The 16,155-nt window shown below is 62.6% G+C and carries 16 protein-coding genes; 5 read left to right on the plus strand and 11 right to left on the minus strand.

What is annotated here, in order from left to right:
• Window positions 1-20: 20 nt before the first annotated feature.
• Window positions 21-806: a tyrosine-protein phosphatase gene (locus GJB56_RS07430; RefSeq protein WP_113683616.1), complete on the minus strand. Its 786-nt coding sequence runs from the start codon at window positions 804-806 to the stop codon at window positions 21-23.
• Window positions 807-1,015: 209 nt separating this feature from the next.
• Between GJB56_RS07430 and secG the strand changes: the two genes are divergently transcribed.
• The 3 genes from secG to GJB56_RS07445 all read left to right on the plus strand — a co-directional run bounded on the left by secG (window position 1,016) and on the right by GJB56_RS07445 (window position 5,017).
• Window positions 1,016-1,249: a preprotein translocase subunit SecG gene (gene secG / locus GJB56_RS07435; RefSeq protein ID WP_003944946.1), complete on the plus strand. Its 234-nt coding sequence runs from the start codon at window positions 1,016-1,018 to the stop codon at window positions 1,247-1,249.
• Window positions 1,250-1,352: 103 nt separating this feature from the next.
• Window positions 1,353-4,127 carry a phosphoenolpyruvate carboxylase gene (gene ppc / locus GJB56_RS07440; protein WP_029538096.1) on the plus strand — a complete coding sequence of 925 codons (2,775 nt, stop codon included), beginning with the start codon at window positions 1,353-1,355 and terminating at the stop codon, window positions 4,125-4,127.
• A gap of 104 nt (window positions 4,128-4,231) precedes the next feature.
• Entirely contained in the window at window positions 4,232-5,017 is a 786-nt protein-coding gene (locus GJB56_RS07445; protein ID WP_070796977.1) for an oxidoreductase, read from the plus strand.
• Here GJB56_RS07445 and GJB56_RS07450 read toward each other — a convergent pair.
• The 4 genes from GJB56_RS07450 to GJB56_RS07465 form a co-directional block, all read right to left on the minus strand.
• Window positions 5,004-5,516 carry a hypothetical protein gene (locus GJB56_RS07450; RefSeq protein ID WP_230091153.1) on the minus strand — a complete coding sequence of 171 codons (513 nt, stop codon included), beginning with the start codon at window positions 5,514-5,516 and terminating at the stop codon, window positions 5,004-5,006. The genes GJB56_RS07445 and GJB56_RS07450 overlap by 14 nt on opposite strands.
• 121 nt (window positions 5,517-5,637) lie before the next feature.
• Window positions 5,638-5,958 (minus strand): TfoX/Sxy family protein, encoded by a 321-nt coding sequence (locus GJB56_RS07455; RefSeq protein ID WP_019748395.1) that lies wholly within the window; start codon window positions 5,956-5,958, stop codon window positions 5,638-5,640.
• A 27-nt stretch (window positions 5,959-5,985) separates the two neighbouring features.
• Window positions 5,986-6,708 (minus strand): AAA family ATPase, encoded by a 723-nt coding sequence (locus GJB56_RS07460; RefSeq protein WP_029255337.1) that lies wholly within the window; start codon window positions 6,706-6,708, stop codon window positions 5,986-5,988.
• Window positions 6,709-6,740: 32 nt separating this feature from the next.
• Window positions 6,741-7,085 (minus strand): iron chaperone, encoded by a 345-nt coding sequence (locus GJB56_RS07465; RefSeq protein ID WP_113683617.1) that lies wholly within the window; start codon window positions 7,083-7,085, stop codon window positions 6,741-6,743.
• A 67-nt stretch (window positions 7,086-7,152) separates the two neighbouring features.
• Here GJB56_RS07465 and GJB56_RS31900 point away from each other — a divergent pair, with 67 nt between their 5' ends.
• Window positions 7,153-7,281 (plus strand): hypothetical protein, encoded by a 129-nt coding sequence (locus GJB56_RS31900; RefSeq protein ID WP_268248279.1) that lies wholly within the window; start codon window positions 7,153-7,155, stop codon window positions 7,279-7,281.
• 10 nt (window positions 7,282-7,291) lie between these two features.
• Here GJB56_RS31900 and GJB56_RS07470 read toward each other — a convergent pair whose 3' ends face one another.
• From GJB56_RS07470 to tkt, 6 genes are all read right to left on the minus strand, one after another.
• Window positions 7,292-8,215: an SDR family oxidoreductase gene (locus tag GJB56_RS07470; protein ID WP_113683618.1), complete on the minus strand. Its 924-nt coding sequence runs from the start codon at window positions 8,213-8,215 to the stop codon at window positions 7,292-7,294.
• Between the two features lie 326 nt (window positions 8,216-8,541).
• Window positions 8,542-9,279 carry a 6-phosphogluconolactonase gene (gene pgl / locus GJB56_RS07475; protein ID WP_021344233.1) on the minus strand — a complete coding sequence of 246 codons (738 nt, stop codon included), beginning with the start codon at window positions 9,277-9,279 and terminating at the stop codon, window positions 8,542-8,544.
• On the minus strand, window positions 9,272-10,180 hold the full coding sequence (gene opcA / locus GJB56_RS07480) for a glucose-6-phosphate dehydrogenase assembly protein OpcA (RefSeq protein WP_019748400.1): 909 nt from the start codon (window positions 10,178-10,180) through the stop codon (window positions 9,272-9,274). The genes pgl and opcA overlap by 8 nt, the downstream gene beginning before the upstream one ends.
• Window positions 10,180-11,724 carry a glucose-6-phosphate dehydrogenase gene (gene zwf, locus GJB56_RS07485; RefSeq protein ID WP_020907722.1) on the minus strand — a complete coding sequence of 515 codons (1,545 nt, stop codon included), beginning with the start codon at window positions 11,722-11,724 and terminating at the stop codon, window positions 10,180-10,182. Before zwf ends, opcA begins: the two co-directional genes overlap by 1 nt.
• Before the next feature lie 4 nt (window positions 11,725-11,728).
• Window positions 11,729-12,853, minus strand: coding sequence for a transaldolase (gene tal / locus GJB56_RS07490; protein ID WP_113683658.1), 1,125 nt, complete (start codon window positions 12,851-12,853; stop codon window positions 11,729-11,731).
• Window positions 12,854-12,858: 5 nt separating this feature from the next.
• The gene (tkt, locus tag GJB56_RS07495) at window positions 12,859-14,961 is read right to left on the minus strand and encodes a transketolase (protein ID WP_019748403.1); all 2,103 of its coding nucleotides are present in this window, start codon (window positions 14,959-14,961) and stop codon (window positions 12,859-12,861) included.
• Window positions 14,962-15,162: 201 nt separating this feature from the next.
• On the opposite strand from tkt, the gene GJB56_RS07500 reads away from it, so the two are divergent.
• Complete coding sequence (locus tag GJB56_RS07500; protein ID WP_003944994.1) at window positions 15,163-16,146, plus strand: heme o synthase; 984 nt, start codon at window positions 15,163-15,165, stop codon at window positions 16,144-16,146.
• Window positions 16,147-16,155 lie beyond the last annotated feature (9 nt).

Genomic DNA, 16,155 nt, shown 5'->3' on the forward strand with positions numbered 1-16,155 from the left:
AGTTTTTTGATTCGCCGGATTCAGCGCACGAGTTTGGTTTCCAAAGCGCCGACGAGTTCGGGAGCAAGGTCCAACCCGGTGGTCAGATAGTTCTCGACGGTCCCGTAGTGGTGTTCCACCTGCTCGAAGGCAGCGCCCAGGTAACTTGCGTCGACGGACAGCAGCAACCGGATCACCTCGCCCTTGTCTGCATCTGTGGCGGCGGCGATCGTTGCGACCGTCGCATCGATGTACTCGGCCGAGTACGTATTCGTGAGCAGGTAGTCCGCCATGATCGTTTCGCGCAGTACACCGGCGAGTGTTTGCAGTAGTGCTGCTGCCCAGCCTGTTCGGTCCTTGCCTGCCGTGCAGTGGAAGAGTTGCGGCCCGGCGGTAGTGGCCAGGGCGGCGAACAACTGCGAGAATCCGCTGCGAGTGACCGGGTCTGCGACAAAGCTGCGATTGATGTTCTGCATGAAAGCTGTTGCAGCGTCCGCTGTTCGGAGAGCCATCGCTTCGGCGTGGATGTTGCCGGACAGGATGGGAATGTGGGCGTACATAGCCGGCGTAGGCACGGTGTCGGGAGTTTCGTTCGCTTCGGTTTCGGAGCGCACGTCGTAGACGGCAGTCAGCCCCAGCGATTCCACGATCGCAAGATCCTCAGGCGAGGGCGTCAGCACGTTTGCGCGGTAGAAAACTCCGCGGCTCATCGCCTGTCCGCTGGTCGTGACGTACCCGGGGCCGGCCACGTCGCGGAAGTTGTGAATCGAAGCCAGACGTGGTGTGTCAGGCAAGGGTATGTCTGGCAGTGCAGTGTCGGAAAGCATGGAGCCGGCCTTTCGGAGGTAGAGTCGCGTCAACTGAAAAACTACTGAATCGGTATCTCGACAGTGTGATCGATGCCACTGACCAAGAGTCGTGCCTGGCCGGGTGCAAAGTCATGTGCGAGGCGGGTATGTGGTCAGGCTATCTGTGCGCGCCTGTATGGTGTTATCGGTTGTAGTTGTCCCTATTGGATTGGTGGACGTAGACAGACATGAAACTGTTCCTGGATATCCTGCTGGTCATCACCAGCTTGCTCCTCATCGCCTTGGTGCTCCTGCACCGCGGTAAGGGCGGCGGTTTGTCGAGTCTGTTCGGTGGCGGTGTCCAGTCCAGCCTGTCCGGATCGACTGTTGTCGAGAAGAACCTCGACCGGTTGACGGTCTTCACCGCGTTGATCTGGCTCATTTCGATCGTCGGCATCGGCCTGGAGATCAAGTTCGCCTGATTCTCGGCTCATGACTTGCAGCCGGTAGTTTTTCACACACGAATTTCAGACACGGAACCCCGCCTATCGAGCGGGGTTCTTTGTTTCGGTCGATAATTGAGTGATGACTGAAACCGCGTCGCATCGAGAAACACCGCGAGAGGCCACCGAGCCGCTGCGCGAAGACATCCGGCTTCTCGGCGGAATACTCGGACAAATAGTGCGAGAGCAAGCCGGCGACAATGTTTTCGATCTGGTCGAGCGAGCCCGTGTCGAGTCGTTCCGAGTCCGTCGGTCGGAGATCGACCGCGCCGAACTGGTGTCGCTGTTCGCCGAAATCAGTACGGACGACGCCATTCCCGTCATTCGTGCGTTCAGTCACTTCGCGCTGCTCGCCAACCTGGCCGAGGACATCCACCGCGAGCGTCGACGGGCCATCCACGTCAACGCGGGTGAACCGCCCCGCGACAGCACTCTCGCCGCCACGTACACCAAACTCGATGCAGCCGATATCGATTCGGCTACCGTCGAAGAAGCGCTGCGGGGCGCCCTGGTCTCACCCGTCATCACCGCTCACCCGACGGAGACTCGACGCCGCACGGTGTTCGAGACGCAGAGTCGGATCACCGAGTTGATGCGATACCGCGAGCGCACGGCGCTGAGCGTCGCAGAAACCGCTGATGTCGATCTGCAATTGCGCCGTCAGATCCTGACCCTGTGGCAGACGGCTCTGATCCGGCTCAGCCGCCTCCGTATCCAGGATGAAATCGAGGTAGGCCTGCGCTACTACGACGCGGCGTTGTTCGAGGTGATTCCGAAGATCAATGCCGAGGTCCGCAAAGCTCTACGCACGCGTTGGCCGGACGCCGGGCTCCTGCCGGAACCGATCCTGAGGCCGGGTTCGTGGATTGGCGGTGACCGGGACGGCAATCCGTACGTGACCGGCGAAATCGTCCAGCGCGCCACGTCGCGCGCTGCGGCGACTGCTCTCGAGCATCATCTCGAGGAACTCGAACATCTCGAGCGTGAACTGTCGATGTCGGCGCGGCTGGTGTCCGTCACGCCCGAACTCGATCTGCTGGCGTCTACCTCCGGCGACGATTCTGCATTCCGGGCCGACGAGCCGTACCGTCGCGCGATTCGCGGCATCCGCGGGCGATTGAGCGCAACCGCACTGACGGTGCTGGGGGAGTTGCCCGCCCACGGCTCCGACGACGGACTCGAGGCGTACACCGACCCGGCACAGCTGCAGCGGGATCTCGGAATCATCGACACCTCGTTGCGTCGTTTCGGCGACGAGACCATCGCCGACGATCGACTCGATCGGCTCCGAGAAGCGGTGGAGGTGTTCGGCTTTCACCTGTCCGGTCTGGACATGCGGCAGAACTCCGAGGTACACGAAAGCGTCGTCGCAGAACTTCTGGCGTGGGCCGGAGTTCACCCGGACTACACGTCCTTGCCGGAAGCCGATCGAGTCGAACTGCTGTCGGCCGAGTTGACGACGCGGCGACCACTGACTTCGCCGGACGCCGAGTTCAGCGAATTGACCACCAAGGAACTGGCCATCATGGCGGCCGGCGCCAAGGCAGTGCGGGTTCTCGGAGCGGGCGCAGTACCCAACTACATCATCAGCATGTGTACCTCGGTCAGCGACATGCTCGAAGCTGCGGTGCTGCTCAAAGAGGTCGGGGTGCTCGATCCGGGCGTCGGTAGCGAACCCTCCTGCCCGATCGGCATCGTCCCGTTGTTCGAGACGATCGAGGATCTGCAGGGCGGCGCCGACACATTGCTGGCGACGCTCGACATCCCGATCTATCGTGCGATCGTCCGTTCGCGCGGTGACAGTCAGGAAGTGATGCTCGGGTACTCCGACTCGAACAAGGACGGCGGGTACTTGGCCGCCAACTGGGCGCTGTACCGTGCCGAACTCGACCTCGTCGATGCCGCGCGTAAGAGCGGAATCAGGTTGAGGCTCTTCCACGGCCGCGGCGGAACCGTCGGACGTGGCGGCGGACCGAGCTACGAAGCGATTCTCGCGCAGCCCCCCGGCGCAGTCGCTGGTTCTCTGCGAATCACCGAGCAGGGTGAGGTGATTGCGGCCAAGTACGCCGAACCGCGTCTGGCGCACCGCAACCTCGAAACACTCATCGCCGCGACTATCGAGTCGACGTTGCTCGATGTCGAAGGTCTTGGCAGCGACGCAGATGCGGCCTACGCGGTGTTGGACGAGTTGGCGGCACTCGCCCGTACCGCGTACAGCGAATTGGTGCACGACACACCAGGATTCGTGCAGTACTTCGAAGCGTCGACACCGGTCGCCGAGATCGGAGCACTCAACATCGGCTCTCGTCCGGCCTCTCGCAAGCAGACCAAGGCGATTTCCGATCTGCGTGCCATTCCCTGGGTGCTCTCGTGGAGTCAGTCTCGCGTGATGCTTCCGGGTTGGTACGGAACCGGCGCCGCGTTCGAAAGATGGATAGACGGAGACGACACTCGGCTTGCCACGTTGACGGCCCTGTACGAGAAGTGGCCGTTCTTCCGAACCGTGCTCTCGAACATGGCCATGGTGATGTCGAAGTCTGATCTCGGTTTGGCGGCCCGCTACGCGGACCTCGTGCCCGACGCCGAACTGCGCGATCGAGTCTTCGGAATGATCACCGACGAGCACGAACGCACAATTCGCATGTACAAGGCAATCACAGGCAACGAGAACCTCTTTGCCGACAACTCGGGCCTCGAGCGTTCGGTTCACAACCGGTTCCCGTACCTCGAACCTCTCAACCATCTACAGGTCGAGCTGATCCGTCGGTACCGTTCCGGCGACGAGAGCGATCAGGTGCGTCGGGGTATCCAGCTGACGATGAACGGCCTGGCCACTGCGCTTCGTAACAGTGGCTAGGTAACAGCGGCTGGTTCTGCAGGTTTACCAGGGTGTGCGTGCGGCGACTCTAGAGCTGTCGCACGCACACCCAACGCTGCGCACCGGACCGAACGGGGACCGCAGTGGATCTGCAATTGGACGGACGAACTGCCGTGGTTACCGGCGCGGGAAAAGGTATCGGGTTGGCGATCACTCGGGCCTTGGTGGCCGAGGGAGTCCACGTCGTCGCGGGCTCGCGGACGCTCTCGGCGGAACTCGAATCGCTGCAGTCCGGCGGCGCCGTCACCTTTGTCGGCGTCGACCTCGCGAGTGTCGAAGGATCTACCCGACTGCTCGAGGTTGCAGCAGCGAGGGGCGGCGTCGACATCTTGGTCAACAACGTCGGCGCCGTCACTCCGAGAACGAGCGGCTTCGCGGCTATCACGGACGAAGAGTGGGCGTCGTCGTTCAGTCTGACGTTCTTGTCGGCTGTACGCACTGTTCGCGCTGCGCTGCCGGAGTTGATCCGCCGAGGTGGCGGGAGCATCGTGACGATCAGTTCGGTCAACGCATTCTTGCCTGACCCCACGGTGATCGACTACAGCGCCGCCAAAGCGGCGTTGACCAACTTCTCGAAGTCGTTGTCGAAAGAACTGGGCGGGAAGGGGATCCGCGTCAATACCGTCAGCCCTGGTCCGGTGCAGACCGAGTTGTGGCTCGGCAAGCACGGAGTGGCCTCGACGCTGGCGAAGGCGAATGGTTCAGCGGCCGACGATATCGTCGAAAGTGCGGCCGCCGGCGCCGAGACGGGCCGCTTCACCTTTCCCGAAGAGGTAGCGGACCTGGTGTTGTTCCTCGCCAGCGATCGCGCGGGGAACGTGACGGGCGCGGATTTCGTGATCGACGGCGGTCTGATCAAGACCTTGTGATCATTGCTGCCTGAAACCTGATCATGTGCGCGACGGTCGACGACGTGATGCACAGGATCACTGCGGACGCGATGACCACCCACAATCCCCACCCGATGGACGGTCCGGCGGTGTGCCCTGCGACCTCCGTACTACGTCGCACAATGGACGCGGCGTTTCCGACGGCAACGATCAAGACGGCGATTCCCACCAGCGGTCCCGTGCAGTGATTCTTCATCTCGGGCGTGACGTCTCGAACCATGAGGGTGATAAGCGCGGTTACCGCGCCCAGAGCGAGGACGAGTGTGATCACTCCGCATTCGTCGATACCACTGTGGTCGAGGGCGGAGGACGACGTCCACGGGCCGAGGCTTCCGGCGACGATCCCGGCGCACGCCCACAGCGATCCGATGAGGCTAGGTCCGTAACGGTCGGGCATGAGGGAGGGAATCGTGCGGGTTGACGGCGACTGAAACCCGAAGGCGCGTTGGTGATCCGGCTGATTGGGTGTGAACGTCACGCGACGGACCACCTTTCCTCCGCGCCGTCGTGGCGCCCAATCCAATGCTTTTTCGGAGTCTAGGGCCGCCCACTTCACTTTTTGCCGAATCGAGCGAAATTGATCGAACCGGCAGTACCAGTCAGTGCACGAAGTCCAGAGCTTCCTTGATCCACGCATTGAACTCGACGTTCGAACTCGTCCCGGTTCGGTCGACGACGATCCATCCCTTGCTCATCGGCTTACCCCGCATCTCGGGCCAACTTGCACCCTTGTGCGTCAGGAGTTCGTCAACTCGATCGGGGTCACACCGAACCATGATGTTGCCGTGTGAGTTCGCACTGGCGGCCAGCTTCCCGTTCACCATGAAGCTCAGCCCACCGAACATCTTTACTTCTTCGACGTCGCTCTCGCCCGAGAGCGCATCGCGGATACGCTCAGCCAGCGCCTTGTCGTATGCCATGGAGGCCTCCTGGGGTGGAGTTCCAGGTTAGATCAGGTGGCGCAGGTACGTCTGCGGGTCGTGAAGGAACCGCTGCCAGTTCGAGACCAGATCGAGGTCCTCCCAGCTCGCGGCTCGGATTCCCCATTCGCCGATCTCGAGCAGATTGGCGTTCGGCAGTGCCGCGATGATCGGCGAGTGCGTCGCGATCACCGCCTGCGCGCCGGATGCCACCAGCTCACCGAGCAGTGCGACCAGCGTCAAGGTCCCTTGGAATGAGAGTGCGGCATCGGGTTCGTCGATCAGATAGAAGCCGCCGTCGGAGGTCCTCGACGACAAGATCTCGAGCAGCGCCTCACCGTGTGAAAGGTGATGGTAAAGCGGTTCAGGTCGCCTGGGATTGGGGTTGTCCTCCAAATACGTGTACAACCCGTGCAAGGTTTCGTCTCGGAGGTAGTACGCCCACTTCGACGCGCCGGGGCTCCGCTCGACCACAAGGTCGAGGCCGCTCGGTTCACTCGATCTGGTCTGATGTCGCGTATTGGTAGACCCGCCTTCGGCATTGAGACCGAGAACGGCGGCAAGAATTTCGATGACGGTCGACTTCCCCGCTCCGTTTTCGCCGACCAGAATGGTGACACCCGGTGGAAGTTCAAGACCGTCCCGAACGATCTGCGCAACCGCGGGCACCGTCATCGGCCAGCTGCCTACGTCAGCGCCCGACGATGTCCCGGCCTTGATGCGTCGGATGGGTTGTCTCTGCACGGCCATACGCTCTCACAAGGCTCCGACGGGAACTGAGGTTAGTGGCGCTGCGCGAGCAATTCGATGATTCGAGCCACGAGATCGAGGGGGATCGGTTTGTTCAGCGGGAACTTCACGGTTGATTTCGCAGCCCGGTACGGGTCGACGGACTTCTCGAACTCTGCGTCACCTGCCGGGAGTGGGTACATCGAGATGTGGTGTTTCCAGCCTGCGAAGTGAACCAGGTTCTTCCCATTCACCGTCATGGTCGGCATCTGATAGCTGATGGTCTCATCGAGGCCGGGAACAGTGCTGTGGATCGTCTCGCGGATGCTCCCGAGGGATCGCTGCACGTCGGTGGGAAACGACGCGATGTAATCGTCGATCGTCGCGAATTCGGCCATGAGCGGATCCTAATCGCGCTCCGACTCCCACTGGCGGCGACTTGGGGGACAAATGAGACCATTAGGTATGAAAAATCTGGAACCTTGGGAGTTCGCCGGCATGCTCACGCATGTGCGCGCCTACCTGACCAACGCAAGGCGCTTTCTGCGGGGGTGGTCTTACCGCGAGGTAGACGGCTCGTCGGAAGACCGTTGACTAGTCACGCTCAGCGTTGGTAATGCCAAAAATCGGGGCGGCTGCCGTCGGTGTCGGTGAACCCGTATTCCGTTCCGAGTTCGCCTGAACTGACCGAACGCTGATTCCATCGCTTCCGATTCGAATCGGCGGCGAGGGCGGCGATCGCACGTCCTGTGAATCTTGGTGACTCGGAGCGGGCAAAATCCGGAGGTGCAGTCGGCCTATCCCGCTCCGGCGACAAAGCGTCACGCCAATTCGATTCACCGACACCAAAATTGTCGAGCATCATCTCCGATCGCAGGAACCCCGGAGTGATGGCGACGGCAGTACAGCCGAACGGGGCAAGTTCGTGGCCTTGCGAAAATGCAAGCCTGTTCACGGACACCTTCGCCAGGTCGTAGAACACCGAGATGCGATAGTTCGATGCGTTGTATCCGGTAGTGCCGTCAGTTATTTCGGCGACCAGTCCGCCTGGCCGATCGATCATCAGCGGCAGGAGGTGGTGCGACGTGGTGATGTGGGTGTCGATCGCCAGGCGCAGAATGTGAAAGCCCTTGTCCAGATCGTGTTCCCATACCGGCGTGTTCCACTCCGCCGGCCCACCCTTGAGTAGTTCCGCGCCCCAGATGTCATTGACCAAGATGTCGACATGTTGATAGTCGGCGCGCAAGCGTTCGGCGAGATCAGCCACTTGTTTGCTCTTGAGATGATCGACGGCAATCGGCACGCCGACGCCGCCCAGTTCGGTGACAAGCTCTGCCGTCTCCTCGATGGTTTCGCCGCGCGGATAGTCCGACTGAAGTATTCCGGCAGATGTGCTCCGGCCAGTGCAGATGACGGTTGCACCGGCCTCACCCAGGGCTGCGGCGATTCCGCGTCCGGCGCCCCTCGTCGCCCCGGCAACAACAGCCACTCGCCCGCGAAGTGCATCCGGATTCGGTGTCCACGACATTGTTCGATTGTTCTCGCCTGGATTGATTCGTTCAAGAGTGAAAGCGATCTACGGAACCGAACCCTACTTCGCGGCGTCCAAGGTAGTAATCGCTCGAAAGAACGAGACAGGGGGAGAGATGAATCGTTGTGCAGGGCAGAGTGCCCGTTGGAGACAAGGGATCTCGGGATTGAGTTCCGTTCCGTCAAAAGGAAATTCGCATCGGCTCCGGACTCAGCGGGTAGTCATGACTCGCCACTGTGAAAATGTCCTCGATGTACCACCGGGCCGGGAATCGCCTGAAGACGATTCCCGGCCCGGTGTGAAATCAGATCCGTGAAATCAGATCAGAGCTGCGAGGCAGCGTCCGTATCGAGGAACCAACGCGTCGCCACCAAACCGGTGGCGCCGGCGGACGGCCAGTCCTCGGACGAAGCACCTCCGACGGCTTCGGCAACGGCCTCGGCCTTTGCAGCACCCGAGACGAGCAGCCAGACCTCTTTGGCACGCCGAACAGCAGGCAGCGTCAGGGTGATCCGTACCGGTGGCGGCTTGGGGGAGTCCGTCACCGCGACAACGAAACGAGCTTCTTCGCGAACGGCGTCGGTATGCGGGAACAACGAGTTGACGTGTCCTTCTCCACCCATGCCGAGCAGGTGCACGTCGAACGTCGGAACCTGATTGCCGTGTGCCTGAGCGCCCAGCAGTTGTTCGTATGCCGTCGCCGCCCCGTGCGGATCACCGTCGTAGATACCGTCGGATGCGGCCATCGCATGCACCCTGTCGGGATCGACCGGCACATGATCGAGAAGCGCCTCACGAGCCTGGACTTCGTTCCGCTCGGGATCGCCGGACGGCAGGAACCGTTCGTCGCCCCAGTACAGATCGATCTGCGACCAGTCGATGTCGCCGGGAGCGTCACGCAACTTCTCGAGAAGTGCGATCCCGGTTCCGCCACCCGTCAGCACGATGGATGCGAACCCGCGAGCCTTCTGGGCATCAACGATTGTCGTGACCAGGCGTGCGGCAGCGGCATCGACCAGTTGGCCGGCGTCGGAAAACTTCTCTACGACAACATCACTCATAGGTCACCTTCTCCAATCCAGCCAGCGCTTCTTCGTAGATCTCGTCCGGATCGAGCCGACGCAATTCCTCGGCGAGGCAATCGCGCGTCTCTCGACGACCGAGCGAGACCAGCGAGTCGGGCTGACCGGTGCGGATCAGGGTTGCGGTCGTACCCTCCTGTGGGCGGCTGATGGAGATGCTGCGAGTCTCCAGCTTCAGCTCGACGGTGAGCTCACCCGTACGTCGGATGACCGGACCGTCGATCTTGGCTGCCAACCAACCGGCGAGAATATCCAGTGCCGGTTCGGTTTTGAGACCGGAGACCACCGCTGAGGTGATCTTCTCGTGCGGCGGCTGATCGAGAGCCGACGCGAGCAGTGCGCGCCAGTAGGTGACGCGACTCCAGGCGAGATCGGTGTCACCGGCGGTGTACGACGCGAGTCGTCCCTTGATGGTGGCAGTCGGATCCGGGGCACCGGTGGCGTCGGTGATGCGACGGATCGCAAGCTTTCCGACGGGGTCCTTCGCCGGAATCTCAGGTGCCTCGAGGGGCCACCACGCGACTACCGGTGTGTCGGGGAGCAGGAACGGGATGACGACGCTGCTCTCGTGGTCCGCCAGGGGGCCGTAGAGGCGCAGCACCACGACCTCAGAGGCGCCGGCATCCCCACCGACGCGGATCTGAGCATCGAGCCGAGGCTCGCTCTGCTCGTCGCCACGCAGAAGCACGATGACGCGGCAGGGGTGCTCGCGGCTTGCTTCGTTGGCGGCCTCGATTGCGGCCTCGGCGTTCCCGGTGTCCCTGGTGCAGACGACAAGCGTGAGCACACGTCCCAAGGTGACAGCGCCGCCGGTCTTACGTACCTCGACCAGTTTCTTGCTGACCTGGACCGTGGTGGTGGAGGGCAAATCGAGAATCACTAGGGTCGCCTCCATTCGCGTCCGGTGCGTTGCATCATTTCGTCCGCAGACGGTGGTCCCCACGTTCCAGCCTCGTAGGGTTCCGGCTTGCCGCCGGCTGCCCAGTGTTCGAGGACGGGATCGAGGATTTCCCAAGACAATTCGACTTCGGCATTGACGGGGAAGAGAGACGGCTCGCCGAGCAACACGTCGAGGATGAGTCGCTCGTACGCCTCCGGTGACGACTCGGTGAAAGCCTGACCGTACGAGAAGTCCATGTTGACGTCACGGACTTCCATGCTCGATCCGGGAACCTTCGAGCCGAACCGCATGGTGACGCCCTCGTCAGGCTGCACGCGGATCACGAGTGCGTTCTGGCCGAGATCTTCGGTCATGGTCTTGTCGAACGGCAGGTGTGGTGCGCGCTTGAAGACCACTGCGATCTCGGTGACGCGGCGGCCGAGACGCTTGCCCGTGCGCAGGTAGAATGGCACGCCCGCCCAGCGACGGGTGTCGACCTCGAGGGTGATGGCGGCAAAGGTCTCCGTTGTGGAGTCCGCTGCGAAGCCCTCTTCTTCGAGGAGCCCGACCACCGGCAACCCGCCCTGCCAACCACCTTCGTATTGTCCGCGGGCAGTGGTCTCGTCGAGTGGTTCGGCCAGACGCGTTGCCGAAAGAACCTTGATCTTCTCCGCCTGCAGATTGAGCGGTTCGAAGCTGATGGGTTCTTCCATCGCCGTGAACGCGAGCAATTGGAGCAGGTGGTTCTGGATCACGTCACGGGCCGCGCCGATGCCGTCGTAGTACCCGGCACGCCCACCGAGGCCGATGTCCTCGGCCATCGTGATCTGGACGTGGTCGACGTAGTGCGCGTTCCAGATCGGATCGAACAACTGGTTCGCGAAGCGCAGAGCCAGGATGTTCTGGACCGTTTCCTTGCCGAGGTAGTGGTCGATACGGAAGACCGTGTCCTCGGGGAACACCTTGTTGACGACGGCGTTCAGTTCGCGAGCGCTCTCGAGGTCGTGACCGAACGGCTTCTCGATGACAACTCGTCGCCACTGACCGTCCTCGGCCTGCGCGAGGCCCGACGCCGACAGTTGCTCGAGCACCTGAGGAAACGCGTTGGGCGGAATCGCAAGGTAGAACCCGTGATTGCCGCCGATACCACGTTCGTTGTCGAGCGTGGCCAACGTCTCGGACAGGTTCTGGAAGGCCTCGGCCTCGTCGAAACTGCCCTCCACGAACCGGATACCTTCGGCGAGCCTCTCCCAGACGTCCTGACGGAACTTGGTGCGAGCACCGTCCTTGACTGCTTCGAGGACGACGTTCGCGAAGTCCTCGTCCGTCCATTCACGCCGGGCGAACCCGACCAGAGCGAATCCGGGCGGCAACAGTCCACGGTTGGCGAGGTCGTAGATGGCTGGCATGAGCTTGCGCCTGGCGAGGTCGCCGGTAACACCGAAGATCACCAGGGCGCAGGGCCCCGCAATGTGCGGAAGCCGTTTGTCGGTGCTGTCCCGAAGGGGATTCACCCAATCTGATGCCGCCGCGGAATCGCTCACAGGCTCAGCTCTTCTGGGTTGCTGCGCGAAGCTGCTCGGCAGTTGCGTCGAGCAACTCGTTCCAGGACACCTCGAACTTGTCGACGCCCTCGGTCTCGAGGACCTTGAACACGTCCGCAAGATCGATGCCGACAGCTGCGAGCTGATCGAAGACGACCTGCGAGTCCTGAGCGGTGCCCGAAATCGTGTCGCCCGTGATCTCACCATGGTCGGCGAGAGCGTCGAGCGTCTTCTCCGGCATGGTGTTGACCGTGTTGGGCGCAACCAGCTCGGTGACGTAGAGCGTGTCCGGGTAATCCGGGTTCTTCACGCCGGTCGACGCCCACAGCGGGCGCTGAGCCTTGGCGCCATCGGCCAGGAGAGCCTGGAAGCGCGGCTGCACCTCGAAGATCTGCTGGTACGCGTTGTACGCCAGACGAGCGTTTGCGAGTGCAGCCTTGCCGCGAAGCTGGAGAGCTTCCGGCGTGCCGATCGCCGTGAGGCGGTTGTCGATCTCGGAATCCACACGGGAGACGAAGAACGAGGCGACCGACTCGATGGACGAGATGTCGCGGCCGGCAGCCTTGGCGGTGTCCAGACCGTCGAGGTAGGCGCCCATGACAGCTTCGTAGCGCTCGACCGAGAAGATCAAAGTGACGTTGACGCTGATGCCTTCACCGATCACCTTGGCGATGGCGGGGATACCGGCCAGCGTTGCGGGGATCTTGATGAGGACATTCGGGCGGTCGACGATCTTGTGCAGCTCGATCGCCTGCGCGACAGTCGCGTCGGTGTCGTGCGCCAGACGAGGATCGACCTCGATGGACACGCGGCCGTCGACGCCGTTCGATGCCTCGAACTGCGGGGCCAGGATGTCGCACGCAGCGCGCACGTCGTCGGTGGTGACGGCCGTGATGGTGGCGTCGACATCGGCGCCGCGCTCGGCCAACTCGCGAACCTGAGCGTCGTAGTCGGAGCCCTTGGACAGTGCCGCCTGGAAGATCGACGGGTTGGTCGTGACACCCACGATCGACTTCGTGTCGATCAGGTTCTGCAGGTTGCCGGACTGGATGCGATCTCGCGAGAGGTCGTCGAGCCAGATGGAAACGCCTGCAGCGGAGAGCTTTTCGGTATTCACGTTCTGTGTCATCGAGATCATCCCTTCACAGATGCGAGGGAGCGCTGCGCGGCTTCGACAGTCGCGTCGGCGGTGATGCCGAACTCCCGGTACAAGGTCTTGTAATCGGCGGAAGCGCCGTAATGCTCGAGCGAGACGGCCTGACCGGCGTCGCCGAGGATGCGCCACCACGGCATTGCGATACCGGCTTCGACGGACACGCGTGCGCGGACGGCGGGCGGAATGACCTCGTCGCGGTACGCCTGATCCTGCTCGAGGAACCAGTCGAGGCACGGCACGGAAACGACGCGGGTTGCGACGCCCTGAGCTTCGAGGGTCTCGCGAGCCTCGGTGGCCAGATGCAGTTCGGAACCGGTCGCAAGCAAGATGACCTCGGGCGAACCGTTGGCAGCGTCGACGAGGACGTAAGCGCCGCGCTTGACGCCTTCGGCAGCCTTCTCCTTGGTGCCTTCGAGAACCGGGATGTCCTGGCGGGTGAGCGCCAGAGCCGTCGGGCCCGTCTTGTTCTCGAGTGCTGCCTGCCATGCGAACGAGGTCTCGTTGGCGTCACCCGGGCGGACGACGGCGAGGTTCGGGATCGCTCGAAGAGCAGCGAGGTGCTCGACCGGCTGGTGAGTCGGGCCGTCTTCGCCGAGACCGATGGAGTCGTGGGTCCAGACGTAGGTGACGGCAGTCTTCATCAGTGCAGCCAGGCGAACCGCCGGACGCATGTAGTCGGAGAAGACCATGAAGGTTCCGCCGTACGGGCGGGTGGGCCCGTGCAGCGCGATGCCGTTGAGGATCGAGCCCATCGCATGCTCACGGATACCGAAGTGGAGCGTGCGGCCGTAAGGCTGCGCAGTCCAGTCGCTGGTGGAGATGGAGAAGGGGCCGAACGAATCTGCGCCCTTGATGGTGGTGTTGTTGCTGCCGGCGAGGTCGGCGGAACCGCCCCACAGTTCGGGCAGGATCGGTCCGAGCGCGTTGAGTGCCGAACCGGAGGCCTTGCGAGTCGCAACGCCCTTGGCGTCGGCCTCGTAGGTCGGGAGAGCGTCGGCCCAGCCGGCAGGGAACTCACCGGCGAACAGGCGGTCGAAGAGTTCCTTGCGCTCGGACTCACGTGCGGCCCACGCGTCGAACTCGACCTGCCATGCCTTGTGTGCGTCGGCTCCGCGCGAGACGACCTCACGGGCGTGAGCCAGAGCGTCGGCGTCGACGTCGAAGGACTTGCTCGGATCGAACCCGAGGGCTTCCTTGACCGCGGCGACCTCGTCGGCACCGAGTGCAGAGCCGTGAACGTCGCCGGTGTTCATCTTCTTCGGCGCCGGGAAACCGATGATGGTGCGGAGCAAGATGATGGACGGACGGTCGACGACGGCCTTGGCTGCGGCAACCGCGTCGAGGATGCCGGAGACGTTCTCGCCGCCATCGACGTGCTGAACGTGCCAGCCGTACGCCTCGTAGCGCTTTCCGACATCTTCGCCGAGAGCGATGGCGGTGTCGTGCTCGATGGAGATCTTGTTGTCGTCGTAGAAGACGATCAGGTTGCCCAGTTCCTGGACACCCGCGAGAGACGACGCCTCGGAGGTGACGCCTTCCTCGATGTCACCGTCGGACGCGATCACGTAGATGTGATGGTCGAAGGGGGAGGAGCCGACCGGGGTCTCCGGATCGAACAGCCCGCGCTCACGACGCGCAGCCATGGCCATGCCGACTGCGGACGCAAGGCCCTGGCCGAGCGGACCGGTGGTCATCTCGACGCCGACGGTGTGGCCGACCTCGGGGTGACCGGGGGTCAGTGCGCCCCACGTGCGGAGAGCTTCGAGGTCAGCAAGCTCGAGACCGTAGCCCGAGAGGTAGAGCTGGGTGTACAGCGTCAAGGACGAATGGCCACAGGAAAGAACGAAGCGGTCACGGCCGACCCATTCTGCATCCGAAGGATCGTGGCGCATGATGCGCTGAAAGAGGGTGTATGCCAACGGCGCCAAGCTCATTGCAGTTCCGGGATGGCCGTTGCCGACCTTCTGAACCGCGTCGGCGGCGAGCACGCGGGCGGTATCGACAGCCTTGGTGTCCAGGTCGGTCCAGTCCGAGGGGTGGACGGGTTGCGTGAGGACGTGGATCTCGTCTGTGATCGACACTGGCAGATGTCTCCTGACATGGTGTACGTGGATTGCGAGGGTGGGGTGTCCCTCCACTGCGTAACCCAGCCTAATGGTCCTGGCTGTCCGGGTCGATTCGGTTCCTCAATGGCTGCGGTCTACCATCGTTCGTAGTAGAGGACAGTGTCAGCAGTGTGTCGTGAACAGTTAGTGCGGTAACGCGTGGTGCAAGGAGAGAACGTGCGGACAGGGCAACAGCCGAGCGGACATGGCTTCGGCAGCCCAGGTGCCGCCCCGCGGGCGACCAATACCGATACGGTGTGGGGTCGCGCAACGGGCAAGGTTCTGGCTTATATCGCGCTCACGAAGCCGCGAGTTATCGAATTGCTGTTGGTGGCAACCATTCCGGCAATGCTGCTGGCAGATCGCGGAACGGTCGACATCGTTCTGATCCTCAGCACCCTCTTCGGTGGCTGGATGGGCGCAGCGAGTGCGAACTCGCTCAACTGCGTCGTCGACGCCGACATCGACAAGGTGATGAAGCGCACCGCGAAGCGTCCGTTGGCCCGCGAGGCGGTGCCGACCCGTAACGCACTCGTCTTCGGCCTTCTTCTCGGACTCGCGTCGTTCCTGTGGCTGTGGTGGCGAGCCAACCTCCTGGCCGGCATCCTCGTCGTGATCACGATCGCGTTCTACGTCCTCATCTACACGATGGTTCTCAAGCGTCGCACCTGGCAGAATGTCATCTGGGGTGGCGCAGCCGGATGTATGCCCGTCCTCGTAGGCTGGGCCGCTGTCACCGGGTCACTGAGCTGGCAGCCCGTCGTGCTGTTCCTGATCATCTTCTTCTGGACGCCGCCGCACACCTGGGCACTCGCGATGCGATACAAAGAGGACTACAAGGCGGCAGGCGTTCCCATGCTTCCGGTGATCGCCACCGAGGAGCACGTCACCAAGCAGATCCTGTTCTACAGCTGGGCGATGGTCGTCACGACGCTTGTCCTCGTCCCCGCGTCGGGCGTCATCTACGCCGCAATCACCATCGTCGCCGGTGCGTGGTTCCTGCTCATGGCTCATCAGCTGTACCGCAGCGTTCGCGGCGGTGCTCAGGTCAAGCCGCTGCGCCTGTTCCTGCAGTCGAACAACTATCTTGCGATCGTTTTCGTCGGCCTCGCTGTCGACTCGGTTCTCGGACTCCAGACGATCAGCGACATGCTCAGCTGATTCTGCTGT

It is taken from the genome of Rhodococcus sp. AQ5-07 (genome assembly GCF_009707305.1).
GTDB lineage: Bacteria > Actinomycetota > Actinomycetes > Mycobacteriales > Mycobacteriaceae > Rhodococcus_F > Rhodococcus_F erythropolis.